The sequence below is a fragment of the Thalassospira indica genome, from assembly GCF_003403095.1.
Taxonomy (GTDB): domain Bacteria; phylum Pseudomonadota; class Alphaproteobacteria; order Rhodospirillales; family Thalassospiraceae; genus Thalassospira; species Thalassospira indica.
In genome coordinates, this window is sequence record NZ_CP031555.1 from 1767568 (window position 1) to 1792631 (window position 25064).

The 25064-nt window shown below is 54.8% G+C and carries 23 protein-coding genes; 13 read left to right on the forward strand and 10 right to left on the reverse strand.

Translation table 11 applies throughout. The annotated features are described in order from the left end of the window. Nucleotides 1-30: 30 nt before the first annotated feature. Nucleotides 31-822: a hypothetical protein gene (locus DY252_RS08250; protein WP_064789874.1), complete on the reverse strand. Its 792-nt coding sequence runs from the start codon at nt 820-822 to the stop codon at nt 31-33. A 175-nt stretch (nt 823-997) separates the two neighbouring features. Here DY252_RS08250 and DY252_RS08255 point away from each other — a divergent pair, with 175 nt between their 5' ends. Both DY252_RS08255 and DY252_RS08260 read left to right on the forward strand, forming a co-directional pair. Next, nucleotides 998-1918, forward strand: a complete 921-nt coding sequence (locus tag DY252_RS08255) for a DMT family transporter (RefSeq protein ID WP_064789873.1) — start codon at nt 998-1000, stop codon at nt 1916-1918. A gap of 232 nt (nt 1919-2150) precedes the next feature. Further along, nucleotides 2151-3584, forward strand: coding sequence for a methyl-accepting chemotaxis protein (locus DY252_RS08260; RefSeq protein WP_064789872.1), 1434 nt, complete (start codon nt 2151-2153; stop codon nt 3582-3584). 18 nt (nt 3585-3602) lie between these two features. On the opposite strand, the gene DY252_RS08265 is transcribed toward DY252_RS08260, so the two are convergent. Further along, nucleotides 3603-4802, reverse strand: coding sequence for an AbrB family transcriptional regulator (locus DY252_RS08265; RefSeq protein WP_231959784.1), 1200 nt, complete (start codon nt 4800-4802; stop codon nt 3603-3605). Between the two features lie 146 nt (nt 4803-4948). On the opposite strand from DY252_RS08265, the gene DY252_RS08270 reads away from it, so the two are divergent. Further along, nucleotides 4949-5581 carry an alpha/beta family hydrolase gene (locus tag DY252_RS08270; protein WP_231959783.1) on the forward strand — a complete coding sequence of 211 codons (633 nt, stop codon included), beginning with the start codon at nt 4949-4951 and terminating at the stop codon, nt 5579-5581. 67 nt (nt 5582-5648) lie between these two features. Here the strand turns inward: DY252_RS08270 and DY252_RS08275 are convergent, their stop codons facing one another. Continuing rightward, entirely contained in the window at nt 5649-6086 is a 438-nt protein-coding gene (locus DY252_RS08275; RefSeq protein WP_064789871.1) for a VOC family protein, read from the reverse strand. A gap of 124 nt (nt 6087-6210) precedes the next feature. On the opposite strand from DY252_RS08275, the gene DY252_RS08280 reads away from it, so the two are divergent. From DY252_RS08280 to DY252_RS08295, 4 genes are all read left to right on the forward strand, one after another. After that, entirely contained in the window at nt 6211-6915 is a 705-nt protein-coding gene (locus tag DY252_RS08280; protein WP_008892071.1) for a helix-turn-helix transcriptional regulator, read from the forward strand. Then, on the forward strand, nt 6899-7255 hold the full coding sequence (locus DY252_RS08285) for a TfoX/Sxy family protein (protein ID WP_064789870.1): 357 nt from the start codon (nt 6899-6901) through the stop codon (nt 7253-7255). The genes DY252_RS08280 and DY252_RS08285 overlap by 17 nt, the downstream gene beginning before the upstream one ends. Before the next feature lie 140 nt (nt 7256-7395). Continuing rightward, on the forward strand, nt 7396-9348 hold the full coding sequence (locus DY252_RS08290) for a putative bifunctional diguanylate cyclase/phosphodiesterase (protein WP_064789869.1): 1953 nt from the start codon (nt 7396-7398) through the stop codon (nt 9346-9348). 164 nt (nt 9349-9512) lie between these two features. Continuing rightward, the gene (locus DY252_RS08295; RefSeq protein WP_064789868.1) at nt 9513-10124 is read left to right on the forward strand and encodes a hypothetical protein; all 612 of its coding nucleotides are present in this window, start codon (nt 9513-9515) and stop codon (nt 10122-10124) included. 12 nt (nt 10125-10136) lie between these two features. Here the strand turns inward: DY252_RS08295 and DY252_RS08300 are convergent, their stop codons facing one another. Together DY252_RS08300 and DY252_RS08305 are read right to left on the reverse strand one after the other, a co-directional pair. Beyond that, nucleotides 10137-12194: a SpoIIE family protein phosphatase gene (locus tag DY252_RS08300; protein ID WP_064789867.1), complete on the reverse strand. Its 2058-nt coding sequence runs from the start codon at nt 12192-12194 to the stop codon at nt 10137-10139. Nucleotides 12195-12197: 3 nt separating this feature from the next. After that, nucleotides 12198-12503 (reverse strand): STAS domain-containing protein, encoded by a 306-nt coding sequence (locus tag DY252_RS08305; RefSeq protein WP_063090454.1) that lies wholly within the window; start codon nt 12501-12503, stop codon nt 12198-12200. A gap of 182 nt (nt 12504-12685) precedes the next feature. On the opposite strand from DY252_RS08305, the gene DY252_RS08310 reads away from it, so the two are divergent. Then, nucleotides 12686-14296 carry a sigma-54-dependent transcriptional regulator gene (locus DY252_RS08310; RefSeq protein WP_064789866.1) on the forward strand — a complete coding sequence of 537 codons (1611 nt, stop codon included), beginning with the start codon at nt 12686-12688 and terminating at the stop codon, nt 14294-14296. Between the two features lie 6 nt (nt 14297-14302). On the opposite strand, the gene cobD is transcribed toward DY252_RS08310, so the two are convergent. Beyond that, nucleotides 14303-15403, reverse strand: a complete 1101-nt coding sequence (gene cobD / locus DY252_RS08315; protein WP_064789865.1) for a threonine-phosphate decarboxylase CobD — start codon at nt 15401-15403, stop codon at nt 14303-14305. A gap of 117 nt (nt 15404-15520) precedes the next feature. Here cobD and DY252_RS08320 point away from each other — a divergent pair, with 117 nt between their 5' ends. From DY252_RS08320 to DY252_RS08340, 5 genes are all read left to right on the forward strand, one after another. Further along, nucleotides 15521-16414: a phytanoyl-CoA dioxygenase family protein gene (locus tag DY252_RS08320; RefSeq protein WP_231959782.1), complete on the forward strand. Its 894-nt coding sequence runs from the start codon at nt 15521-15523 to the stop codon at nt 16412-16414. Between the two features lie 86 nt (nt 16415-16500). Continuing rightward, nucleotides 16501-16842, forward strand: coding sequence for an Hpt domain-containing protein (locus DY252_RS08325; protein WP_064789863.1), 342 nt, complete (start codon nt 16501-16503; stop codon nt 16840-16842). 237 nt (nt 16843-17079) lie between these two features. Continuing rightward, the gene (locus DY252_RS08330; protein WP_064790000.1) at nt 17080-17280 is read left to right on the forward strand and encodes a hypothetical protein; all 201 of its coding nucleotides are present in this window, start codon (nt 17080-17082) and stop codon (nt 17278-17280) included. A 308-nt stretch (nt 17281-17588) separates the two neighbouring features. Beyond that, nucleotides 17589-18674, forward strand: coding sequence for an ABC transporter substrate-binding protein (locus DY252_RS08335; RefSeq protein ID WP_269451533.1), 1086 nt, complete (start codon nt 17589-17591; stop codon nt 18672-18674). 47 nt (nt 18675-18721) lie between these two features. After that, nucleotides 18722-20188, forward strand: coding sequence for a GGDEF domain-containing protein (locus DY252_RS08340; RefSeq protein WP_064789861.1), 1467 nt, complete (start codon nt 18722-18724; stop codon nt 20186-20188). 56 nt (nt 20189-20244) lie between these two features. Here DY252_RS08340 and rodA read toward each other — a convergent pair whose 3' ends face one another. The 4 genes from rodA to mreC form a co-directional block, all read right to left on the reverse strand. Next, nucleotides 20245-21408: a rod shape-determining protein RodA gene (gene rodA / locus DY252_RS08345; RefSeq protein WP_064789860.1), complete on the reverse strand. Its 1164-nt coding sequence runs from the start codon at nt 21406-21408 to the stop codon at nt 20245-20247. A gap of 3 nt (nt 21409-21411) precedes the next feature. Beyond that, nucleotides 21412-23328 (reverse strand): penicillin-binding protein 2, encoded by a 1917-nt coding sequence (gene mrdA / locus DY252_RS08350; protein WP_064789859.1) that lies wholly within the window; start codon nt 23326-23328, stop codon nt 21412-21414. A gap of 165 nt (nt 23329-23493) precedes the next feature. Beyond that, complete coding sequence (gene mreD, locus DY252_RS08355; protein ID WP_008892086.1) at nt 23494-24009, reverse strand: rod shape-determining protein MreD; 516 nt, start codon at nt 24007-24009, stop codon at nt 23494-23496. Continuing rightward, entirely contained in the window at nt 24006-25001 is a 996-nt protein-coding gene (mreC, locus tag DY252_RS08360) for a rod shape-determining protein MreC (RefSeq protein ID WP_064789858.1), read from the reverse strand. The genes mreD and mreC overlap by 4 nt, the downstream gene beginning before the upstream one ends. Nucleotides 25002-25064 lie beyond the last annotated feature (63 nt).

Below are 25064 nucleotides of genomic sequence, written 5' to 3' on the forward strand. Positions count from 1 at the left end.
TACTGAGATAGTCGGATTTTACCAGTAACCCTAACTTTCGGACTTAGGAAAACGTAGGAAAACCGATTCTCTGATATTTTGCTTGTCGTGCACTCCACAACTTCGGAGTGATTCGACAATATGGTCGCTCTCTGGGAAGAGGTTCTTGAAATCTTCAACTGGGCGTCCCCTGCTGATTTCGAACAGTGCAACGCATCGACTGTGGAGGACCACGTAGTCGGCGATTATCCTCTCAAGCTGTTCTAGTTTTTGTCCTGAATTGCCATAGGATCTATCGACTTTTCGGCCCGCAGTCTCGTCTATAAAACGGTATAGTCTGGAGCTACAGGTCTGGATGTCTGCCCCAATAGAAAGCGCGGCGTCTTGAAGTTGTGGCGCTTGATGTCGAACTATGCGCCCAAGACGTTCTGGTACTGACTGAGGTAACGGATCAGGAACATCTATCTCAATCGGCTTTGCAAAATCATACCTGAGATGATGAAGGTATGGGACGAGTTCATAAACGACTTCCACGCAATGAGTGGTTATCTCGTGGAGCAAAAGCGGAAGGCTGATCAACTCTACCTTTGCTAGCTTCTTTCGCTCGCTAGCTTCTCTAGCCAAACTCTCTGTAGTCTGCCTTTGTTGTTCAGCCAATGTTCGGTCGACATTCCGGATTGCAACCAAAACACCGATAAGAGTTATTATCGGTGTTAAGATAGCTGTACCAATACCTATCCAATCTTTCCAATCAATGTTCCCCTGCCAAGCAACGACGGTAACAGCCCCGCAAACTGTTCCGGTGCCAAGTAACGCTATTGTTGTGATTTCGCTTCTGTACATAGTTTACCTTGATTGCAGGAGAACGTAGCAAAACCTAAAAAAACTGTATCTCGAATCAATCTAGGAAAGAACTATTTTGTCCTTCGCATAGCTGACCTCAGGTCAAAGGGGTTGCTGCGGTGCGCAAGAAATGCTCTGATTTGGGCAAAATCAACCCCTTACTGGATAACCTGTTATGTCTGAAACTTCCGCGCTCTCTGCCACCGGTGCGACGGAAAGCCGACTGGTTGGTGTGACCGCCGCACTTGCGACGGTTTGCATCTGGGCCGGTTGGCTGATTGCCACCCGCTATGCCATGACTTCAAGCTTTACCGCTGTTGATATTGGCCTGATGCGCTTTGTTGTGCCTTTTGTCCTGCTTGCCCCGATCTGGATAAGAAAAGGCATCTGGCCCAAGGGCCTTTCAGTGACCAATGGTATTTTGATGATCGTTGGCTCCGGCGCGTTTTATACCCTGATGGTTGCAAGCGCCCTTGAGTTCGTTCCGGCAAGCCACGTTGGCATTCTTTTGCCCGGTGTGATGGCCGTGTGGGCGGTTCTGATTGCGATGCTTTTGTTTGGTGAGCGTCCGGGCAAGGTCCGCATCGTTGGCTATGCCGCCGTGGTAGTTGGCGTGGCTTCGCTTGTGGCGCTCAAACCGGCCGGTGTGATCAGTGATGACATGCTGATGGGCTATGGCCTTGTTTCGGCCGGGGCCTTTATGTGGGCGTGCTATACCCATGCCATGCGTCAAAGCGGCCTTGGCGCGCTTGAAGCCGCATCCTTTGTCGGTTTCTGGTCGTTTGTCGTGATGGCGATTATCGCGTTGTTTACCGGCACCACCATTGGCGATGCCCCGATGGGGGATATCATGATGTTGCTCACAGCGCAGGGTTTGTTGGCCGGGTGTGTTGCCGTGATTACCTATGGCCTTGCCGTGCGCCATATCGGATCGACCGGTGCGTCCGCATTTGGTGCAATGACCCCGGCCCTGACCGCACTTGGCGGTGTGATCCTGTTGGGCGAACCGGGCAACCTCGCGCTGGTTCTGGCAGTGGTTCTGGTGATCCTTGGCGTGATGACGGCGTCTGGTGTGTTTCGCCGCGCACGAATTTAGACCCGTGAACTGACTGTTTTTCAGTCAGGGCATTTTCACCATCTGATAAACATCAATTAAGTGTGCTGCACGTGCGAAATATTCTTTTCGCGTGTGCAGCTTTAGGTTATTGTAATGCACGTGATGGCAACGACGCCACTCACTCAATGATTCATCGGCAGGCAACGAGGCTTGCGCAACTTTGTCAGCGTCTTTTGGTGACGCTCGACGGTTATGCCTCGGAGTTAGTCAAATGCTTGCTGGTTTTATTCGCTCTATTTCCCCTGAAAACGATCCTGAATTTAACGGCCCCAATCGCAAAACCAGCATGACTGACATCCTGCGGCTGTTGCGGACGGTCAGTGCTGTCGCCGATGAGGTCGCAGACAAGGAAACGGCAGTTACCCAAATCCTTTCGGCAGTCTGCAATTATTGTCAGTGGCCGGTTGGGCATGCGTATCTGCGTGTGGATGACAAACTTTCGTCTGCGGGTATCTGGTCAATCAGTTCTTCGATTTCGGCAGGTGACATTGCCGAATTTCGCACCCAGTCCGAACAGACTGTGTTTGCGATCGGGCAGGGTCTTATTGGCGCTGTCGCGGCAACGGGTTCGCCTGTGTGTATCGCCGATGTCACCGTGAAAGACGGCTTTTTGCGTGCTGCGGCGGCGTCCAGAAACGGGTTGCGTGGCTGTTTTGCCCTGCCAGTCAAGCTGGAGGGACAGACAGAGGCGGTCATTGAATTCTTTAGCCCGGGCGTCGCACAGCTTGATGACGAAATGCTTGAGCTTCTTGGGTTTGTTGGCGGGCAGGTTGCGCGTGTGCTGGAACGTGAACGCGTCATTCGGTCGCGTGAGGCCCTGGCCTCAAGCTTTGAGTCGCAAGTTCAGGGAACTGTTGGCATGGTGGCGGCTGCTGTCAGTCAAATGCGTGGTGCGCTTGATGTATTGGCCGAAAGCACAGATCAAACCCGAAAATGCAGTAGCGGCATTGATGATGCGACCGGGCGGGCCATTTCACGGATTGAAGACGTCGCAGACCAGATGGAAAGTCTTAAGGATGCGTTGGCCGTCGTTGGTACGGATGCGTCCGAAACCGTCAAGATTACCCACGATATGGGCAGTCAGGCCCGCGAAATGCGCGCCGGATTTGCCGTGCTGCAAGATCGTGCTGCTGATGCAGAGAAGATGCTGGCTTCCATTTCTGCCATCGCCGCGCAGACCAAGATGCTGGGACTGAACGCTTCGATTGAGGCGGCGCGCGTCGGTGAGGCAGGCAAGGGGTTTGCGATTGTCGCCAAGGAGGTCAAAGCGCTTGCAGGCCAGTCTGCCAGTGCGACCGAGGATATCGCCCGCTGGATGAGTGAAATACTCAATGCGATTTCTAAAGCGGGTAACGATATCGAACAGATTGCCGTGGCGATGGATAATCTTCAGAACCGGGCAGAGGCGACGGCGACACAAGCCGATCAGCAAACAGAAACCTGCGTTTCGGTTGTGTCATGTGTCGATGCCGCGGTCGCGGACTCCCGTTTGGTTGGTGATGGTGTCTCGGAAATAACCGCAGCGATCAAACACAGTGAGCACGTATCAAGCGAGCTTGGGAACGCTGCCCATGACCTTGAAAAACAGGGTGCAGAGTTAAGCGCCCGCGTCGAAGGGTTTGTTGGCAAGATACGCATCGTCTAATGACCTAGGTTGATCCGTTCATCCGATTTTCGACGTGATGGGGGTGCGCCGGGCGACCAGCCGTGCCAGGGGCGGCCCAAAGGCCAGCACCATGAAAAAGCGTGTTGCCTGCAGCACGAGGATGAAGGACAGGTCGACATTCGTGCTGGCCGCGATAATGGCCACAGAATCAAGGCCGCCCGGGCTGGTCGCGAGATAGGCGGTCAGTGGGTCAACATCCATGAAATACACCAAAAGCCCCGAAATCCCGGCACAGAAGCCGATCAGAACAAAGATCGATAACAGGATTTTGGGAAATGCGTGTGCTGCGTGGCGCAGGACCGGTGGGGTAAATTTCAAACCGATTACCCAACCGATCATTGCGTAGGTCAGGCCGAGAAACCATTCCGGCAGGACGACATCGAAAAAACCGCTGACATGCAGGATCATGGTGACAATGATCGGCACCAGAAGCGGACCGGATGGCAAACGTACTTTTTGACCGACAAAGCAGCAGGCAACCACCAGACAGAGTGTCAGCGCAAAACCGGCCGGGTCAAAAGCCGGGAACCAGTCATGGGGTCCCATGGCAACCAGCGTTTCCGGATCAACCCAGAAATTGGCGACACTGGACGCGACACCGACAACGATCACCACGCGCACATACTGCATGAAGGCCACAAGCCTTGCATCGGCGCCAAAGGCGTCTGCCATGATGACCATGGCCGATGCCGCACCGGGCGTTGATCCCCAGATCCCTGCGGTTCCGGGCAGGACCTGTTTGACGCACAGGACCCAGCCCAAAAAGCTGCTGGCAAGCAAAGTGATGCCGGTAACGCCAAGGATCATCGGCCAGTCCGTGGCAAAGGATGTCAAAATCCCGATGGTCATCGACCCGCCGATCATCACGCCCAACACCGATTGTGCGCCAAGGTAAAGTTGCTTGGGGGCGGCAATCGTTGCGCCGTTGGTGCCCATCAGAATGCCGATGATCATCGGCCCCACCAGAAGTGAGGCCGGGACTTGCCAATGATGGAGCAGAACGGAAAACACGACGGAGGTGGAAATCAGCAATAACCACTGAACCGGTTTCGGCAGACGGCCAAGCCGTTCTTTCGGGGGATTTATGATCGGTGACGTTGGTTCGGATGACACGATGCGGCCTTTGTCATGGATGGAAGGCATCTGATCGCGGGTGGCGCGATGTGATGGCGTGCTGGCGCCTGTGGGGGGCGTCAAGGTGGGGATCACAATTATAGCCAGCTTGTGCGATGGATGCGAGTATTTGCGTGATCCCGCCGGATGAAGGCCATGTCGGACTTGGAGAATATCGGCAGGTTCTGTATGACAGTAAGCAATATCGGCCAGCCAGTAGGGAACCTGTTTTGAGCACCGATCCGATCCAGTTTCAGTTTGATGGCGATGAAAACGCTGCCCTGAAAATCGTTCTGGCCCATGGGGCTGGGGCCGCTATGGATAGCCCGTTCATGAACGAAATGGCGGGCGAGCTTGCCAAGGCGGGCCTGCGCGTTGCACGCTTTGAGTTCCCCTATATGGCCAAACGCCGAATTGATGGCAAAAAGCGCGGGCCGGATCGGGCACCGGTTTTGATCGAGTATTACGGTGAAGTTGTTCGCGCACTTGGCGGGCCAGAGAAGTTGATCATCGGCGGAAAATCCATGGGCGGACGGATCGCCAGCATGGTGGCAGATGACCTTGGTGTGGCCGGTCTTGTCTGCCTTGGCTATCCGTTTCATCCACCGGGCAAGCCTGAAAACCTGCGCACAGAACATCTTAAAACCCTGAAAACGCCGAGCCTGATTTGTCATGGCACGCGCGATCCGTTTGGCAGTCCGGATGAGATTGCGGGTTACGGGCTTTCGGATCGTATTGCCCTTCACTGGGTTGAAGACGGTGAACATGACTTCAAGCCGCGCAAAAGTTCCGGACGTACCCAAAGCCAGAACATCGCCGATGCCGCGGCAGCGATATCCCGGTTTGCAAAGATGCTCGGTTAAAAGAAACGGCCCGCCACTTGGGCAGGCCGTTGGCAGAAAGTTTGCGGGGCTTGGTGCGCGAGGGAGGTCAGGCAAGTACGCCTTCGCCGGTTTCCTTGAACTGCTGGGCATATTCCGGGGAAAGTTCGGCGGTGGCACTTGCGATGTCGATGCGCACGCCATTGGGATCAAGAAGGGCAAAATGGCGCTGGCCCCATGGCTCATCGCGAAGGTCAAGGGCGAATTCAAACCCGGCTTCACGCAATTCATCTGCTGCATCGCGGGCTTCTTCGACTTCCAGCGTAAGAACCGTTCCTTCGCCGATGGTGGCCGCCTGGAACATAGGCGGCTGGGTTTCGTGACCCTGTTTCATCAGGCCAAGTTGAACGGATGGTGCGGACGGCCAGACAAGCTGGCAATACCAGTCTCCGTCAAAGACCGGTGTGAAGCCGAGCTTTTTGTAAAAGGTGCGGCTTTGGGTGAATTTTTCGGTGATGATGATCTGATAGGCGTTGGTGACTTTCATCGTCATGCTCCTGACGTTGGGGGTAAATCCTGTCCCGATTTGTCAATGGTTGCACATCCCTCCTGACAGGAGCCTGTCAGGAGCGGTATGATAATTTTTGGGGCAGGATGACAAAGGAGTGATCATGAGACGGGCTGACCGATTATTTCGCCTTGTTCAAATCTTGCGCCGACGCAAACTGTGCCGCGCATGTGACCTGGCCGAGGAACTTGAAGTTTCCGAACGCACGATTTACCGCGACATTCGCGACCTTGCCGCATCGGGTGTTCCGGTCGAGGGGGAGGCGGGCGTGGGGTATATCCTGCGCGATGGGTATGACCTGCCGCCGCTTATGTTTGATGCCGACGAGATCGAGGCACTTGTTGTCGCCGCCCGCATGGTTCAAAGCTGGACCGATCCGCAAATGGCACGTGCCGCCGGTGATGCCCTGACCAAGATCGAGGCCGTGTTGCCCGAAAAAATCCGTGGTCTGGTTGGTGGTGTCCCGATTGCGATTGCCGAAATCGCGCAGGAACCGATTGCCATTTCGATGCCAGACCTCAGGCGGGCCATCCGCGAACGGTTTCTGATTGATATCGATTACACCGATGCAAAGGGCGACAATACCCGTCGCCGGGTCTGGCCACTTGGCATGTTGTTTTTTGGCAGTACGTGGCTTCTGGCCAGCTGGTGCGAATTGCGCGAGGCCTTTCGCGTTTTTCGGGCGGACCGGATTGCCCATATGGAAATATCGACATCGCGCTTTCGCCCGGTTCCGGGGCGGTCATTGCGTGATTATCTGATTTCCGAAGGTGTTGAAGGCGAGATCCTTAATGGCATCGGTCGATAGCGAGTTCGTTCTGCTGGTGTCAGAGCTTCTGGCACCTTTGGGGCATATCAGGTCCAGACGGATGTTTGGCGCCGTCGGGCTTTATTGTGACGGCGCCTTCTTTGCGATCATTTCCGATGATGTCCTGTATCTCAAAGGAGACGCGCAGACCAGGGACCGCTTTGACGCGATGGGGATGCAGCCATTTGCCGTACCGTCGGGAAGGCCGGTGACCCTGTCTTATTTCGAAGTGCCCGGTGAATGGCTTGATAACGAAGAACAAATTCTTGAGTTTGCCACTTTGGCGCTTGGGGCTGCGCGCCGTTCACAGGCGCAGAAGGGTCGAACTGCCAAGACGTAACCAGACCTAGGCCAAACCAAACAGATCCCCAGTTATTCCGGGAAGGGGTATTGAGACGCCGCTTGCAATCAGTGATGTTCGGTCGCACTTTTCCTGTATAGTATTTTTTCGGGATAAAGAACGCGTTAGGTCTTGGACAAGTGGCAGCCGGTAGTTTCTGGCAAGGTTTTGCCGACACGTTAAAAATTCGGACAGACAAGCCGGAACTGTTGCGGGCCCAGGTTGGTGCTCTTTCGCGTCAGATACCTGTCCTTTATATGCTGCTGCTGGCCAACGCAGTCGCCCTTGCCTATACCCATTACGGAACAGCACCCGACTGGATGACAGTCCATGCGGTGATTGTTCTGGGTGTCATTTGTATTTTTCGTGCGGTTGCCTGGAACCGCGCCCGCGTTGATATCGATGATGTTGATGTCTGTATCAAACATCTGAAACGCATCAGGGTGCTGGCGGTGGTGATATCCGTCCTGTTCACCCTTTGGGCGATCACGATGTTTGATTATGGCGACGCCTATCAGCGCGGCCACGTTGCCTATTTCATATCGATCACGGTTGTTGGCTGTATTTTCTGTCTGGTGAATTTCCCGCCCGCGGCATTGTTGGTTGTTGCGATTGTGCTGGGCACCTTCGTGTTTTTCTTCGGAACCAGTGGCAACGAAGTTTATGTCGCGATCGCAGTCAATATGGCGCTTGTGTCGTTGATGATCATTCAGATCATCCGAAGCTTTTATGCCAATTTTTCTGGCCTGATCCAGACCCAGAACGACCTTGAAGCACAGCACCAGACGATGATCGAACTGTCGCGCCAGAACGAGGCATTGGCGCTGATTGATCCGCTGACCGGTTTATCCAACCGCCGGGCCTTTTTTTCCGTGCTGGAAGATACGGTGAATGCCGCCACCGAGAATGAAACATTCGCGGTGGCGATGATTGACCTGGACGGTTTCAAACCGGTCAATGACGTGCATGGTCACCCGTCGGGCGATGAGCTGTTGCAGCAGGCGGGCAGGCGGCTTCGCAAAGTCCTTGGTCACGAGACGCTTCTGGCGCGCTTGGGCGGGGATGAGTTCGGATTGTTGCTTAAGGGCTATGACGATGCACTTGAACTGATTGCCCTTGGCAAGGAGCTTTGTGACGCGCTCAATCGACCGTTTGTCCTAAATGGTGTGACCGTGCAGGTTTCGGCATCACTGGGGTTTGCGACCTATCCCACAGTGGCGCGCAGCCCGAACGGTCTGTTCGAGCGGGCTGACTTTGCGCTTTATCATGCAAAAAAGAATGCGCGCGGCGAGGCGGTTTTGTTTGCCGCCCACCACGAAACATTGATCCGCCATGACTCCCAGATTGAACAGGCGCTGCGCAAGGCGGATTTATCGACCGAGCTCAGCCTGCATTATCAACCGGTATTTGATATTCGATCCGGGCAGGTAAGCTCGCTTGAGGCGCTTGCGCGTTGGGAAAGTGCCCAGATGGGGGCGGTTTCGCCAGGCACGTTCTTTCCGGTGGCAGAAAAGACCGGCCAGGTCGGTTTTCTGACACGGGTTTTGTTCGAAAAGCTGATGGTCGATATGCAGGACTGGCCGGAAAACCTGCCTGTATCGTTTAACCTCTCGGCGCGCGATATTGTTCTGTCCGATACGGTCGAGTGGCTGATTGACGAGATCAAAAAGCATCGTATCGACCCGGGAAGATTGACCTTTGAAGTCACTGAAACGGCGTTCTTGCGTGACTTTGAGGCCGCCCGGACCAGCATCCGGTATTTGCGCGATCATGGGGCGCGCATTGCGCTTGATGATTTCGGCATCGGTTATTCCAGCCTGCGCTATGTCCACGAACTTGAATTTGACGTGCTCAAGGTTGATCGCAGCTTTGTCGCCCCGCTGTCGCATAACGAACGCAGCCGCCGTATCGTCAAGACGGTGATTGATATGTGCCAGAACCTCGGCATTGATTGCGTGCTGGAAGGGATCGAAAACGACAGCCAGCGCGATGTGATCATCACGTTGGGAGGGCGGCTGATGCAGGGGTATTTCTTTGCCCGCCCGGTTCGCGAAGTCAAACTTGATGCGCTGGCCGAAGGTGTTGGCAAGTGACGTCGGGCCAAGTGCCGTAAACCTCGGCCCTTGGATACGATAAGCTGCGACTCGGTTAATCTTCCTGCAACCAGATGGCGCTACTCTGTCAAAAGCGGGAACGGTACTTTGTGAAATGACACAACCACCGGTCCCGATTTTTGGCGGGAACGAGGCCGTTGACCATGTCGTCGCAGACAGAGATTTTGCAAACATCCGCAATGGCGATTACGGGCGATATTGAGCTTGCCCCGGAAATCCGTACCCGTCTGCGCGGTCTGATCGACAGTCTTCCCGACCAGCCCGCCCGCCTTCGTGTGCTGGGCCACGTTTTGCTTGATCTTGGTCTATGTGATCTTGCGCTGAATGCGTTTGGCCGGGCGTTGCTGATTGATGATCTTGATGGGGCGACGCATCTGGGCCTAACAAGGGTTTATATCCAGACCGGTCGACGTGACCTTGGGCTTGAACATCTTGAAATCGCCATCAGCCTGCGCCCCGATGCGCGGGAGTTGCGCGTACTTGCCGCTGATTTGCTGGGATGCCGGGACAAGATGCGCGCACTTGATCAGCTTGGTGCTGTTCTTGCCGCCGAACCCGATCATGCCGGTGCCCGCAAGGGGCTTGCCAACCTGATACGCACCGTGGTCGCAAACCGTATGCATACCGTTTCGCATGATGACCGCAAGACGCGACCGCAACCGACACTTGATCACACAGAGGTCATATGGGGGGATGTCGAGCCGTTTGGCGACCTGATCCAGTCCACCATTGGTCGTGGGGGCCGCGTTTCCTGATCCGGCAGGTTTTTAGCCGGCAGACGGGATATTGGCTGCTTGTAGGGAAACGATCGTGAAATCATCATCAAGCTTTGCCGGTGCACGGTCCATGAACTGATCGGCAATCTGTGCGGCAAGATCAATGTCACGACCGCCTTCCAGAACGGTGTCTTGCAACATCTTGAGCAAGCCTGCCTCACAGAGAAACTGACCATTGTCCAAGGTTGTTTCGATCAGTGCGTCGCTGTAAAGCAGCAGGAAGCTGTCCTTGTCGAACGGGACTTCGCGGGTTTCATATCGGGCGTCCCTGATAACACCAAGTGGCACCCCGGAGCCATCAAGATAGCGTGCCTCGCCGGTCGCAGTGTTGCCCAGAACAGGTGACGTGCAGGCGGCACTGGCATAGGCAAAGGTGTTATTCTGTCGATCAACGATACCATACAGCATTGTCGCATATTGCCCGACAGGCAAAAGCCCCTTGAGATGACGATTAAGCCGCTGCAAATACACATCCGGAGTCTGATCGTCGACTTGTTCGGACCATATCAGGGAATGCAGGCGGAAGGTGTTGAGTGCGGCACCAAGCCCGTGACCTGCGAAATCAACGATGTAAACGCCAAGCCGATGGGCATCAATTGGTACTAACCCCCACATATCGCCGCCGAGCTCGGACGACATCTGGAATGTCGCACTGATCCGCATGCCGTAATCCATGCCGACCCCGCGATAGTGTTCCGGTGTCGGGTTCAGGTTTTCTTGCATGTTGCGCGCAAGTTCCAGTTCTGACTGGGTGCGTGCCTGATAGGCCTGAAGTTGTTGCACCAGCAGCCGGTTTTCGAGATGGATCTTGGTGCGCGCGATCAGTTCTGCCTTGTTGAGCGGTTTGAGGATAAGGTCGGTTGCCCCGTCATCGAAAATGCGCGTGCGTCCTTCGTTCTCTTCAAGCGCTGTTTGGGCGATGATCGGCGTTTTTGCAAAGGCAGGATCAGCACGGACGGCCTTGCATACGGCATAACCATCCAGTTTCGGCATGATGATATCAAGAATGATCAGATCGGGATTATGCGCCTTGATCTGGGCAATCGCATCTTCGCCATCCTTGGCAAAAACCAGGTTGGTAAACCCGTCAGCCCGGAGATAGGACGCAATGATTTCACGCGACAAGAGGGTGTCGTCGGCAATCAGGATGGTTGCGTTCTGTGCAATACGCAGTGCATCGGGCGACGTCGTCAGGCGTGTTTCAAGATCATTGAGGAATGCCGTGTCGCCCAACGCCGTCGTGCTTTGACTGTCATCAAAAGTCAGTTCGATCGTTCGGCCATCCCGCAGAAAATTCACAGAGTGGCAGAGGCTTCTGATCAGGGGGAGGCCGCGGCCAAAGGTCGTGTCCTTACGCGAAATCGGGGCGGTTGCGTTTGCATCAGGCGGTGAAAATCCGTTGCCCTGATCATTGATGGTGATGACGACTTGGCCATTTTTGCGCCGACGTGCTGTCAGGATAATCGCACGGGCGCCATGGTGGCCGGATGCAAGGCGGCGTTCGGTTTCTTCGCCGAGCTCCTTGAAGCGATCCATCGACAGATGGCCGCCGGTTGCAAGTTCGAGATTGCCATGTATGAGCGAGTTGGCAAACGCTTCCTGAACCGCCATTTCAACCGAGGACGCGACGCCATCACCAATCAGGCCGCGATGCCGAAGGCTGGTCACAAATTTGCGTGCCACCGGTAAATGATAGGCGCTGCGTGTTGAAAGACAGACCAGCAGGTCATGTTTTGGCAGTGATTTCTTACCGACCAGCGGTGCCAAGTCGCCAAGGTCGAGTTCGGGGAAACATTCGACAAAGGTGTCACAGTTCAGACGGATCAGGCTGCCAAGCCAGTCGCGACCGACCTGTGATGGCAAGATACAAAATGAAAAACGCCGTTGGCTTGAAAAATCCTCGGGCGATTGCCCGGATATGTATTTAGCTGCAGCTTCCGTCGCGTCCCAAAGGTTTATGCCAGCGACAAGCTTTGACAGGTCTTCTTGCGCGACGGAGTGCGGCACTGCAACCAAGTACTTTGCACGTGAGTCTCGGCCAACGGGCATTGGTTAGTTTTCCAGCTGGAACAAGGTATCGAAGCGGGCAACTTCAAGCATGCGCTTGACCTGTCCCTGTGCGCCACGCAGGATGACGTTTGTGTTGGATTTTTCGCCCTCGTCGCGTGCAAGCAGCAACATGCCAAGACCGGCGGAATCAATGAAATCGACACCGGAAATGTCCAGAACAAGCGTCGATGAGCCATGTCCGCGAACTTCTTCGATCAGTTTGCGAAAGCTCGAATGATCGCCGAATGTGAAGCGACCGGTCACTTCGACTGTGGTTGTTCCATTGGCGAAATCTGTCTTGTAATTCAAGTCTGGACTCTCCTTGAAGCGTTTGGCCAGTGGCGGAATCCCGGCCAAGACTATGCTTTTCTTAACGTTAATCTGATTGTGTATGGTTTGGGTAGTGACTGCAATACATGTTAGTAGTTGTGAGATGAGCAACACTATCGGTATGCTGACCTACATTGGTATATCGGGATACGAACAAGAAAATGCCAGAGCAGGCACGCATTGTAATTGTGGAAGATACGCTGTCGCTGGCGCGCGTGTATCAGGATTACTTGCGTGCCGACGGTCACGTTGTTGATCACGTCGTCAGTGGCACAAATGCCATAGAACGTTTACGCCATGATCCGCCGGATGTCCTTGTTCTGGATCTTATTTTGCCCGATATGGACGGGCGCGAGGTTCTTCGTGCTGCCGCGCAAATCGCACCGGATTGCAAAATTGTTGTTATCACGGCCCACGGATCAATCAATGTCGCGGTCGAGGCGATGCGCGAAGGGGCATGGGACTTCCTGTTAAAACCCTTCACCGCTGACAAGTTACGCGACACCGTGACAAAGGCGATCAAAGGTGCGCCCGCCCTTCAGACTGCCCCGGATATTGATCTGGAAAGTCCCGATGCCGACGAGATGTATTTCGACATCATCGGCGGGTCGGAAAACATGCGTGATATCTATCGCATTATCGAAAATGCTGCCCCCAGCCGTGCGACTGTCTTTATCACCGGTGAGTCCGGTACCGGTAAGGAACTCGCCGCCGAGGCAATCCATCGTCGTTCGGAACGGGCAAAGGATCCGTTCATTCCGCTGAACTGCGGTGCCATTCCCAAAGACCTTATGGAAAGCGAGATTTTCGGTCACGTCAAAGGGGCGTTTACCGGTGCTGTTTCCGACCGCGAAGGGGCGGCACATCGTGCCGATGGCGGCACGCTGTTTCTGGATGAAATTTGCGAAATGGACCTGGACCTGCAGACCAAGCTTCTGCGCTTTATCCAGACCGGGTCATTCCAGAAAGTCGGCGGCAGTTCGATAGAAAAAGTTGATGTGCGCTTTGTCTGTGCGACCAACCGCGATCCACTTGAAGAAGTTCGTTCCGGTCGGTTCCGTGAAGACCTTTATTACCGTTTGCACGTTATTCCGCTGCATATGCCGCCCCTGCGTGATCGCGATAACGATATCCTGCAAATTGCCAATTTCTATCTGCAACGCTTCACGCGCGAGGAAGGCCGCGATTTCGAACGGTTCAGTCCCGAAGTTTCCGCCCTGTTTGCTCGGTATTCCTGGCCGGGCAATATTCGCCAGTTGCAAAATATCATCCGCAACATTGTTGTGCTCAATAACGGGACCGAGGTGGCGCTTTCAATGGTGCCAAGGCCGGTCAATAGCGGCACTGACGGTGACCAGTTCGGGTCAGGGACGATTGAAGCCCCGCCACCCCATCCGGTCGTCTCAAACGAGCCGGGCGGTCCCGGACGTCATTGGGCCGGTGATCCAGAGGCCCTGGCCTTCCTTGCCGGTGCCCGACAAATGCGCAAGGTTGTCGAAAACCATAATTCCGGGCGCAGCAACCAACTGCTTGGTGCTGGCGCGGGCGGCAACTTTGGGGACGAAGATCAAACTGCATTGTCGCCGTTAGCATCCGGTTCGGGAAGGCTGGGGTTTGGCGAGATCAGGCCGCTTTGGCAGGTTGAAAAACAGGCGATCGAAGAGGCGATTGAGCGTTGTGGCGGATCCATCCCGCGTGCAGCCGATGCCCTGGGTGTCAGCCCGTCAACAATCTATCGTAAAAAGCAATCCTGGGAAGAAAGTGGCCTTTAGGTCATTTTAGCGGTTTGGGCTGTGCCAATCTGCCATCGCCTCTGCAAGGCGTTTCCAGTCTGCATCGGTTCCGGGCAGGCCAAACCGAACCTTGTTTGCATCATGATCAAATAGCCGGACCAGAATGCCCCGGTGTCCGAGGTGATCTGCCAAGGCAACACAATCCTCGCCGTCGTAGTAGCGGAAAAGATCGGTGCCGCCTGATAGAGCCAGTCTGCTGTTCTTGGTGATGAGATCATCAAGCCGCGCTGCGTCTGCCGTCAGACGTGTTCGGCTTTGCTGCTGCCAGTGCATATCGGAAAAAGCTTGTGCGCCCACGACCATGGTCGGGCCGGGAATGGCCCATGGGCCAATGCGGCTTTCAAGATCAGTTGCAAGGTTGCGATCCATGACGGCACAGCCAAGTCGCGCCCCGGCAAGGCCGAAAAACTTGCCAAATGAACGCAACACAATGGTGTTTTGCAATTGATCAATGCGCGAGCAAACCGATTGGTCCGGTTGGCAATCCATAAAGGCCTCATCGACCACAAGCCAGCAATTGCGTGCATTTGCAAGTTTGCCCAGCTTGAAGATATCGTCAGGGGCAAACATGGCCCCGTCCGGGTTGTTGGGATTGACCAGGATGATGACTGTTCCCGTTTCGGCAGTGCTTAGAATATCCGTGGCCTTGGCAATCCTGTTAGCCGGATCGGTTTGGTGGGGTTGGCAATGGTACCCGGCACGTCGCCAGCACCGTTCATGTTCACCGTATGTCGGGCCCATGACATGGACGTTTTTAGTCGCCTGATCTGCCATCCGGTCTTTCAGCCAGAACGGGATCATCTGGATCAGGGCCTGTGTGCCCGGGGCGCAAACAAGATGATCTGTCGTCGGCAGGTGGTAATACTGCGTGGCTGCCGCTTTCAGGCCATCAAGCTCCGAGGTGAGTGGCAGGCGTTGCCAGTAGGCATTTTCAATATCGGGAACCGGGTAGGCTATCGGGTTGATACCGGTCGATAAATCCAACCAGTCGTTTGTTGGAATGCCATATCTGCTTGCCGCCCGATCAACTGCGCCACCGTGATTGATCGGCGGTTGTTGTTTGGGCGTGATATGGCTGTTTGTCATGATGGGGCCAGGCCTGATCGAAAGTGAACTGTCTGCGGTTTGGATCAAGTTTCCGCGCTTGCCATTGCGGAAAGTGCTGCGTATCGTCCGGCCATCCTCAATACCGGACATTTTCCCATGATCACAGCCCAAAATGCCACCAACATTCAGGTATGGCAGAAGCTTAACCCGCAACTGTCGATTTCCAACGGTGTAAGTCCAGGCACCGAAGTCGCGGAAATTGGAGCCGATAAAGGTGGTTTTGATGGGGGCGCGCTTTCTGAACGGTTTTGGGATGAGGGATATTTCCTGATCCACGATGTTTTGCCGGCGGGCGAGCTTGAAAAACTTCGTAAAGGGATTGAAGTGCTTGTTGCCAGTGGCCTGTCACCCGCGCTGATATATCTTTACGATGAAGCGTGGGATGTGTTTCGTCGTTTACGACCGCTTCTGACCCATTTTCTGGGCGATCGTATTGCGCTTTTGCCGCACTTCTGGGCGTGGCATGTCGATCCCGATGCTGATGGAAGTGGTTGGCCACCGCATCGCGATTATCAGGGTGAAAGTACGATTGGCGATGAGATGCTGATCAGCCTTTCTCTTTGGGTGCCGCTAAGCAATGCCACGCCTGAAAATGGCTGTATGCATGTCTTGCCCCGCAATTTCGAAAAAGGTTACCCGGCACCGGTTTCAGAGCCGGGTGAGGTCCGCCTTCAAGACATTCGCGCCCTTCCGGCCAAGCCTGGTGCGGTGATGGGCTGGCGACAGGATCTTTATCATTGGGGTGGAAGGGCAAGCCCGTATGCCAGCGAACCCAGAATCAGCCTGTCAGTTGAATTTCAGAATGCCGCCTTTGATCCGCTTGCCGATCAATTGTTGGGACTTGATCATCCGCCGGTGTTTTTGGAACGTCTGGCGTTGATTGCCAAGCAGTTTGAAAAATACCGTCATATGCAATCAATGGATACCGAAACCCTTAAATGGGCAAATGACGTTGTGGACGCCTGTGCTACGATTAACCATATGCAGTAAAAGCCGGAATGCCCCCGACTTGGCATTGGTTGAGTGGTGTTGTGCAAGACGTGATATTGTCTTGGGCTGCACAGAAAGGTTTGTCGATGGAATTGATTGATAACGCCCGTTTTGACGAGTTGTGCCAGGCCCTTGGTAAGGATCAGGTATTGCTGTTGGTGAATTTGCTCCCGGCGTCCTACGACGAAGAGCGCGCCCGACTGATCGAAGCCGCAGCTACAAAGGACCCTGATGGTATTAAACGGTCTGGACACGCCATCAAGGGGATGGCCAGAAATATGGCGGCGCCCGAACTTGCAGAAGCTGCATTGGCGTTTGAACGTTTCGAGGGTGATTTCGATCCCGCGCTTGATGACAAGATCAAGGAACTCGACGGGATAACACAGCAGACGGTTGGCGCCATGCGCGCGCTCCTTGCCACGCCATAGCTGTTATCTGTTGCTTCAATCGTGTGAGTAACCCCAAAGGCAGATCAATTGGATCTGCCTTTTTCATTATTTTTGCGAGATTACTCAGTTTGTTACGCCGTTTGGCGATGAAAAATGCGTTCCGGGGAATAGAAAATCAGGCAATTCCCCCTACATGAAATCTAGAACGGATTTTCATCCACCAGCACTGTACGCAGTGCCAAGACTGCTTGTGACCGTCCCAACATGGAGGCAACAGTGGCGAGCTTTAATAAAATTTCTGGGCAAAAAGATCAGGAAACTTCTGCAAAGCGTCTTCACGGCGCGCCAAGTTACGACAAGTGGCGTCGAGATGATCTGTATCATTTGGCCGCGCAAAAAGGCATACAGAACCGGGCCAACATGTCGAACAAGGAATTGGTCGAAGCGTTGAAGCGTACGCAATCAACCGGCGGCTGATCTCGCGTTTATTTTACCTCGATTTTGCAAAGAACCGGTTCCCATCCTGACATCAAGTATGTATACCATCGTATATTATAACTAACCGGTCGGGGTGGAGGTCGCCTGTTGCTTCCGCCACCGTTTGCAGCTGTGGCATGGCGCGAGCATGCACGCGTTGCCGGTTTGAAGCGATGTATTATAAATCGAGGTATGCCTAAGTGGGTTGTTTAGTCCGACGCTGTAGCCCGCAGCGAAAAGAGCAAGTACAGAAAATTGGTTTGAAGTCGTGCGCGGTGGTTGTGCTTTTCGTGCTTATGCTTTGGTGCATGCCATTGGCAACCCCACAAGCGACCGAGCATGACGCCACTGACGTTCCAACCCGCGTCGCCTTTATCAATCCGGGTTATGGGGATCGCGGTTTCTGGAAGGATGTGCGCGACACCATGCAGGCGGCTTCAGATCAGTTTGGCTATGAACTGATCGTTTTTGATAGCAACCGCGACAGCAAGATGATGATCGAAAGTGCGCAGAAGGTTTTTGCCCTTGAGCCCGCGCCTGACTACATCATTGCCGTTAACGAACATCAGCAGGGAATGCGCATCGTTCTGGAGGCAGAAGAACGGGGCATCCCGGTCATCATGTTGCTCAATGACCTGACAAAAGAGCAGAAGAACGCATATGGCTATCCGGGCAGGGACTTTGATCACTGGATATTCTCCCTGACGCCGGACAACGAGCGTGCCGGTTATGACATCGCCAAGTCCCTGATAGATAGTGCACGTCTTCAAGCCGAAAATCGGCAACCAGCGCCGCTATGCCTGTTATCCATCGCCGGGGACAGCAAGACACCAGCCTCGCTTCAGCGATTGCAGGGACTTGATCATGCGCTTAGTCGTTTTCCGCTTCTTCGCGAACAGCGTCGTCTGGTGGCAAACTGGTCATACGATGAGGCATACCGTCAGACAGAAAACTGGCTTAGACGGGGCGGATGCGTCGATGCGGTCTGGGCTGCCAATGATGATATTGCACTGGGTGCAATTGCGGCTCTGGAGAAAGCAGGGCGGAAACCCGGGAAAGACGTCTTTGTCGGTGGGCTGAACTGGTCACCCGCGGGGTTGCGCAACGTTGCAGACGGCAAGATGACCATGACCCACGGGGGGCACTTTTTTGCTGGCGCATGGGTCATGGTATTGCTTCATGATTACATTCATGGCGTTGAATTTCTTTCCCATCATCCCGAAATCTCTTTCAGGATGGAGGCGATCACACGCGAAAACATATCTCACTTTGTCGATGTCCTGGGCAGCAGGGATTGGAACAGCTTGGATTTTAAGGATTTTAGTATTGCCAATTCCCCATTCGGCACAGAGTATAATTTTGTGTTACATCCCGGCGATGGCATGCGTGAATAGCAAAAGCCATCATCAGGTAACTCTTTAGAAAGACAAGGTCGAGACGCTTGGCACGAGAATCAGACGAAAAGCATTTTGATGCTCTTGCCGGGATGCGATTGGGCAGCACAATTGCGGCCCGCCAGTTAAAGTACTCTCTTTTCTTGGCTGTTGTTCTTGGCCTCGTCATCGTCGCCATACGCGGATACCAGGATTATCTCTGGCTCGAAGGTGTCTATCAGCAGAGCAACCAGCGTATCTTTTCCTCCAGTGCGCCTGTCGCGACTGAAGTCATGATCAAGCGCGACCGCGAACTGGCCGATATTATGGCGCGCGGGATGCTCAACAATAGATCCATTGCACGCGTTATGCTTACCAACGCCAATGACGGTATTTTTTTTGAGCTAAAACGACCCGCAGGCGAAATACCGGTCTCGCGCTGGGCCGAGAAGATGTTTGGCGGGCTGCAAACCATCACTGTTCCGGTGCGCGACCCCGAACGCAAACCTGTCGCCACCATTGGCGAGATGGTGATTGAGCTTAATCCACAGGTTTATGTGAACGCCTACATGACGCGTCTTTCGTGGTCGTTCCTTGCGACCATGATTTTGGCGGCGGTGATGGCCCTTTGTTTTGCGGCAATGAGCTACTTCGTTTTCTCACGACCCGTGATCCGGCTTGGAAACTATATCGTTAACGCGAACCCAACAGACGATAGTCGCCCGCTTCAGATGCCGCCGGAACATCGTCATGACGACGAAGTTCAGTTGCTTGGTTCGGTGACGGTCGGGCTTTTCGGAATGATCCGCAAGCAAGTCGGGGAATTGCGCAGAGCGCGCGACGAACTGCAGAATGCGAACATCACTTTGGAAGAACGTGTCGCGCAGCGTACAGAAGAACTCAATTCCGCGATGCAAAAGCTTGAGGTGCTTGCGTCAACGGATCCATTGACCGGGTTACCTAACCGCCGTGCCTTTCTGGGCAGGTTGGAGGACGCTGTTGCCGTCTGGCGGCGCAGGGACACGCCTGTATCCTTCATTCTTCTTGATATCGACCGTTTCAAGGCGCTGAACGATACCTATGGCCATCAGGCTGGTGACGCGGTTCTGGTTGCCTTGGCAGACACACTTAGAACAACACTGCGCTCCATTGATATTCCGGCGCGCATGGGCGGTGAAGAGTTTGCTGTGTTGCTGCCGGGGGAGGAATTGCAGGGGGCGATGATCCTTGCTGAACGTTTGCGCAAGGGCCTGGAGCAGAACAGTGTCGAGTATGGCGGTAGCAAGCTTTCCTTTACATCAAGCTTTGGGGTGTCGGGCTTGCCGTCTGCGAAGGGTTTGGCTGAGTTTGATCAGGACGTTGCTGTGCAATTTGATGTTCTGAGGAACTCTGAAAGCACCGATATCCCGGGGATATTGTACTCGTTGGCGGATCGGGCACTTTATGATGCCAAGGCAGCCGGGCGTAATCAATGCAAGCTGGCTGACTTCAGCAGGCTTTCGGAATTCAAGGATCAGCTGCCGTCCGACATTTGATTGATCGGATAGTTCCGGTGCGACGCCGGATGCATGTGCATCAGGAATGCGTGTCTTTAATTCCGGCCGTCGTCATTGCCCTGCCGGGAAATCCGGATGTCGCGGTGGATCGATACGCTCATCAAAAGCCCGAAGCTGACCAGAATTGTCATCATCACCGTGCCGCCATAAGACACAAGCGGCAACGGGACCCCAACCACCGGGATCAGCCCCATCACCATCGCGATGTTGATAAAGACGTAAAGGAAGAAGGTCGAGGTCACACCGATGGCGACAAGGCGCCCAAACTGGTTCTGACAGCGCAGTGCGATGACATAGCCATAGGTGATCACCAGCGCATAAAGGCCCAGCAACGCCATGCCGCCGACCAAGCCGAATTCTTCGCCCAGCATGGTGAAGATAAAGTCGGTCTGTTTTTCCGGCAGGAAGTTCAGATGGCTTTGGGAGCCCAACATGAACCCTTTGCCAAACAGCCCGCCAGACCCAAGCGCGATCTTTGATTGGGTAATGTGATAGCCCGCACCAAGCGGGTCATTTTCCGGGTTCAGGAAGGTCAGAACGCGGTTCTTCTGATATTCGCGCAGGAACTGCCAGCCAATCGGAATGGCCGCAAGTGCCGTGCCGAGAACAAGCGCGAACTTCCAGATGCGCACCCCGGCCAGCCAGAAAATCACACCACCCCCGGCAATCAGAAGCAATGTGGTGCCAAGGTCAGGTTGGCGTAACACGAGGGCAGAGGGCGCAAGAACCATCAAAATTGGTGGAATCAAAAGCGGGATACGACCGACATCTTCGGTCGTCAAACCATGGAAATACCGCGCAAGTGCAAGAACCAAAGAGATTTTCATCAGTTCGGACGGCTGCAACTGGAAGAAACCCAGATTGATCCAGCGCTGCGCGCCCATGCCGATATCGCCCTTGATTTCGACCGCCACCAGTAAAATCAGCGCGACAAAATACGAGAAATAGGCAAGCTTCAACCAGACACGTATATCGGTTACCGCGATGATGATCATCAGTGCAGCACCCACGGCAAAACGTATCATCTGACGTTCGGCCCAGGGTTGCAGTGATCCGTTGGCCGCTGAATAGAGCATGGCAAAGCCGATGCCAGATAGGGCTGCGATCAAAAGAACAAGCGTCCAGTTCAGCAACAACAATCGGCGGCCAATCGGCACATAATCCGGGTCTTCACCAATGCGAAATCTGCTTCCTGCCATGGCTTAACCCTCGTCCTGATCGCTGTGGGCCGGATTGCGCCGGAGATTTGCACTATTGGGCTGGTCAGCGGCCGAGATGCCCTGACGCGCAGATTGCAGTTCCTGCGCTTTTAGCAGCAGGTCACGGACAATCGGACCCGCAACACTCGAACCACCACCACCGTGTTCAACGACCACAGAGCAGGCGTAACGCGGGTTATCGACCGGCGCAAAGGCAACAAACAGGGCGTGGTCACGGTATTTCCACGGCAAGTCATTATTGTCGAGCACCCCGGTTGTCTGGCGTTCGCGCATGGTGATGCGGCGAACCTGACTGGTGCCACTTTTACCAGCCATTTCCATGCCCTTGATGGCGATCCGTGCGCCATGGCCTGTGCCACGCAATTCGTTGGTCACACCGTTCATTGCGTCACGAATTCGGGCCAGATTGGCGCGGCTGACCTGAAGTTCCGGAAATTCTTCGGCCTGGCGGCTGGTGACGCCTTCTGGGGTGACGTTGTCACGCGTCAGGTGCGGGCGCACCGCCTTGCCGGAGGCCAGACGCGCTGTCATCGTGCACAGTTGCAACGGTGTTGCCAGAACATATCCCTGTCCGATAGAGGCGATAAGTGTTTCACCGCCCTGCCAGCGTTTGCCAAGCTGGATTTCCTTCCAGTCCTTGGTCGGGATCAGGCCGCTACGTTCGTTGGGAAGGTCAATGCCGGTATCTTCGCCAAGGCCCAGCTTGTGCGCCATCGCAGCAATCCGGTCGATCCCGATTTTTTGGGAAATTTCGTAGTAATAGACGTCACAGGAATGCTTGATGGAGTCATGCATGTTCATCCAGCCATGACCGCCACGTTTCCAGCAGTGGAAACGTGCATTGCCAAGATCAAGATGCCCGTTACAGAAGAATTTCTGGTTTGGCGAAATAATGCCTGCTTCCAGTCCGGCAAGTGCGACACACATCTTGAAAGTCGAACCGGGCGCATAGGTGCCATTTACCGCCTTGTTGGAAAGCGGTGCATACGGGTTGTTGACCAGACTGTTCCAAAGCTTGTGCGAAATACCATTGGTAAAGGCATTCGGGTCATAGGCCGGGTGCGACGACAGGGCGAGCACTTCACCATTATGGATGTCCATAACCACGGCGGCCGCACTTTCCTGATCCGACAGCCGCTGATTGGTGTAGCGCTGCAATTCAAGATCAAGCGTCATGACAACCGTGTTACCACTGTCCCCTTCTTCGCGTTCCAGTTCGCGAATGACGCGACCCAGTGCGTTGACTTCGACCTGGCTGGTGCCGGCCGTGCCACGCAGTGCCAGGTCATAAACCTTTTCAACGCCGCTTTTGCCAATGGTAAAGCCGGGCAGTTCCAAAAGCGGATCGCCTGTCAGTTCCTTTTCGGATACCGCGGCAACATAACCCAGTGTATGCGCAAGGTGGGGGCCTTCGGGATAGTCTCGTGATCGTCCGGCATCAATGATCAGGCCAGGAAGGTCAGGGGCATTGACACCGACGCGTGCGACCTCATCCCATGTCAGGTTATCGCGCACTGTCACCGGAACAAAGGAACGCCGACGGGCGGCATCGCGTTCAACGCGCTCGATTGTGTCGGGGCCAAGCTCGATGATCTGATCGAGGATTTCAAGTGTGCGGCGGACATCAGGGGTCTGTTCGCGCACGATCATGATGTGATAATTCTGCCGGTTTACGGCAAGCGGGGCACCGAAACGGTCGGTCACCAGTCCACGCGGCGGCGGCAGCAGGCGGTGCGAAATGCGGTTTTCATCGGCCAGCGTCTGATAGCGGTCGCTTTCAAGGACCTGCAGGTAGTACATGCGCGCGGCCAAACCTGTCAGCAATACACCCTTGCCCGCACCCAGCATCAGGGCGCGTCGGGTAAACAGTCTGAACCGGTCTGAGTCACGATGCCACATGGGCGTTGGTTACCTGTATTTCGTCAGTAGCCGTAAGGCCGAGTGTTCAATTTCTGGCCCGTTCTATCCCGGTTGATCGGGGATTAAAACAGCCTTTACCCATCATAGCTAGTAGCCGTTGCCAAAACATCAATATTGCGCAGTTCATCATTCGCGCATGGCAGTCTAGACATAACGCAAAAGGGTATTTTGTGCGCGCGCCAGAACCCAGGCAACAATCGGGAACAAGGCAGCCGTCAACACATAGCTGATCATGGTGGCCTTGAAGGGCAACAATGCACCGATCAGAGCCGAACTCAGCAGCCACTGAACCAAAAGTGCCGGAATGGCCACCAATGCAAAGCCCCACCACATCACGCTGAACGGCTTGTTATGGAAAAAGCGCCCCTGACTTGCCGATCCGGTTTGCACCAGTACGAGCACAAGCGAACTGACGCCAAGCGGTAACCCCATCAACAGATCCTGCAACAGGCCCAGCAGGAAGGCTGTAACAGCCGTTAACAGGTCAGGGCGGTTCACCGACCAGTAAAACACAGCCATCAATGCCAGTGCCGGTGAGGCAGTCGATAACAACGGCACGCTGAGCGGCAAAAGATTAATCAGCAACAGAGCGAAAACACTGAAGGCAGGAAAAAGGCCGCGGGCAATAATGTCCAGTCGATGCCAGACGCCGGGTTTCACTGGGCTTCCCCTGCCGCGCTGGTGGAGGGGGATGTGCCGTCATTGCCGGTCGGGTCTGCCGGAACAATGCCGACGCCATCAGGGAGGTCCGGCGATACTTCTGTGATTTTTGCATCGTTGGACGGTTGGCTTTGGCGAATGCGGTCCTCGCTCAGGATGCCCTGAAGGCCGTAATCAGCAACCCGCAGATATTCCAGTTGATGGCGGCGGAACATTGGGGCAACGCGAACGGCATTTTCCGAAACCGATGATACAACCCCGATTGGAATGCCCGGTGGGAAAGCACCACCATGGCCGGATGTCAGAATACGGTCACCCGGTGCCACGGCCGCATCCGCAGTCAGGAAGGTCAGGAGCGGGCGGTTGGTGTTGTCACCGGAAAGAAATGCCCGATCACGCGAGTTTTCCACAACAACCGGCACACGCGAGTTGATATCGGTGATCAAAAGAACACGTGACGCCTGATACCCCGCCTCGGCAACGCGGCCAATCAGGCCTTCGTCCGAAATCACGGCTTGCCCCTTGGCAACGCCGTCGCGCGATCCGGCGGAGATCATTACACTGTGGGCATAGGCGCCGCCCATATCCGCGATCACGCGGGAGGTTACCAGATGCAGGGCAGGCGGGGAGGTGTAGCTTGCCAGATCGCGAAGGCGGGCATTCTCATGCGAAAGATTGCGTGCCGCTTGCTGCCAGGCCAGCAATTGCTGGTTTTCGCGGCGCAGGCGCTCGTTTTCTTCGTAAAGATGGGCAAGGTTGTAGATCTTGTCGGTCAGCTCGTTGATGCTGGCCGCAGGGCGGGAAATGACGTTCATCACCGGCGATACCAGATCAGCCGACGCGGCGCGGATCCGCTCGATCAGAACAGTATCGGCCTTGCCCAGAAGCATCAGGCCAAAAGCCGATAAAATCAGCAGTATGAAAGCGAAGCGGTGAAGGGCCGTGCGTAACGGCGAAAAGATACGCTGCTGCGGACCACCATGCTGTGCCAATGTATTCCCCGCGAATTCCCAAAAGGTTGTTCTTCATCCCGTGCGGGATATTCAACCATAACG